The 1,772-nt window shown below is 75.1% G+C and carries 1 protein-coding gene; it reads right to left on the bottom strand.

The features are described 5' to 3' along the window. Window positions 1–85: 85 nt before the first annotated feature. A complete protein-coding gene (locus tag QL983_RS11135; protein ID WP_041105009.1) occupies window positions 86–1,534 on the bottom strand; it encodes a PhoH family protein in 1,449 nt (482 codons plus the stop codon). Window positions 1,535–1,772 lie beyond the last annotated feature (238 nt).

The following is a 1,772-nucleotide window of genomic DNA, read 5'->3' as shown; positions in this document are numbered from 1 at the left end:
CCCCCCTCCGCGGGGCCGAGCACCCCCGCCGGGGGCCGCTGCTTCGGCAGCGGCCCCTTTTTCATGCCCGACCCCGCCGGCCGGCTCAGGCCCGGCCCTCCTCCAGCAGGTCCGTGACCAGTGCGGCGATCGGTGAGCGCTCGGAACGGGTCAGCGTCACATGCCCGAACAGCGGGTGGCCCTTGAGGCGCTCCACCACGGCCGCGATGCCGTCGTGCCGGCCCACGCGCAGGTTGTCTCGCTGGGCGACGTCGTGGGTCAGCACCACCTTCGAGTTGCGGCCCATCCGGCTCAGCACCGTGAGCAGAACGTTCCGCTCGAGCGACTGCGCCTCGTCCACGATCACCCACGCATCGTGCAGCGAACGGCCGCGGATGTGCGTCAGCGGCAGGATCTCCAGCATCCCGCGGTCCACCACCTCGTCCACCACGGACGGGGAGACCAGCGCACCCAGGGTGTCGAACACGGCCTGCGCCCACGGGCCCATCTTGTCGCCCTCGGAGCCGGGCAGGTAGCCGAGGTCCTGGCCGCCGACGGCGTACAGCGGGCGGAACACGACCACCCTGCGGTGCTCGCGGCGCTCCATCACGGCGTCGAGGCCCGCGCACAGCGCCAGCGCGGACTTGCCGGTGCCCGCGCGGCCGCCGAGGGAGACGATGCCCACGCTCGGATCCGTCAGCAGCTCGATGGCCAGCCGCTGCTCGGCGGAACGGCCGTGCAGGCCGAACACGTCGCGGTCCCCGCGCACCAGGCAGGCTCGGCCGCCCTCGCCGACCCGGGCCAGGGCGGAGCCCCGGGGCGCGGTGAGCACCAGCCCCGTGTTGACCGGCAGGCGGTCCGCCTCGGCCGGGGCCTCCTCCGGCCCGGTCTCGACGCCCGTGCCGGTCAGGGTCCCCAGCGGGACGCCGGCCAGGTCGACCTCGCCGTCGTCGTAGAGGGCGTCCAGCCGCTCCTGCGCCACGCTGAGGGAGACGGTGCCGCGCCAGCCCGAGTCACGCACGAGCTCGTGGCGGTACTCGTCCGCGGCGAGGCCCATGGCCGCCGCCTTCACGCGCATCGGCAGGTCCTTGGACACGACCGTGACCGTGGCGCCCTCGTCCGCGAGCGCCTTCGCGACGGCGAGGATGCGGGAGTCGTTGTCCGTGCCGCGGATGCCCAGGGGCAGCACGTCCACGGACACGTGGTTCAGTTCGATCCGCAGCGTGCCGCCCTCGGGGGTGATCGGCACGGGCTGGTCCAGCGCGCCGTGGCGGCCGCGCAGGTCGTCGAGCAGGCGCAGGGCCGTGCGCGCGTAGTAGCCGAGGTCGGGGTCGGCGCGCTTGGCCTCGAGCTCCGAGACCACCACGAGCGGCAGGACCACCTCGTGCTCGGCGAAGTGCAGCAGGGCGCGCGGGTCCGAGAGCAGCACGGACGTGTCCACCACGTAGGTCCGCAGGCCGGTCGCCTCCGCCGCCCCCGCCTCGGCACGCGCCTGGCCCGGCCGGCTCGACGGCTCCTGCCGGGTCTGCGCGTGCTCCACGAGCTCTGCCACCATGTCTGCCTCCTGTGCCGGTGAACCGTGCGGGCGGGGGTCCGCCCACGGGCCACGCTAGGAAGCGGCGTCGTCCGCCGGGGCCCGGCACGGTGAACCCGGGATGAAGTCGCGGTGACGGTCCGTCCGGGCCCCGCCACGGCCCCGGCGTCCCGCGCTCCCTACACTGGAGACGCGCCGCCGACGTCCCGACGGCCGCCCGGCAGATCGGGCAGGCCGGGGGACGGGCGGTGCATGCTCA

The sequence above is a fragment of the Micrococcus sp. APC 4021 genome (assembly GCF_030407635.1).
GTDB lineage: Bacteria > Actinomycetota > Actinomycetes > Actinomycetales > Micrococcaceae > Micrococcus > Micrococcus luteus.
This window is presented reverse-complemented; position numbering and strand designations above follow the sequence as displayed.

Excerpts from the sequence above, each read along its gene's own strand:
- QL983_RS11135 (WP_041105009.1), bottom strand. The coding sequence starts at position 1,534 with ATGGTGGCAGAGCTCGTGGAGCACGCGCAGACCCGGCAGGAGCCGTCG.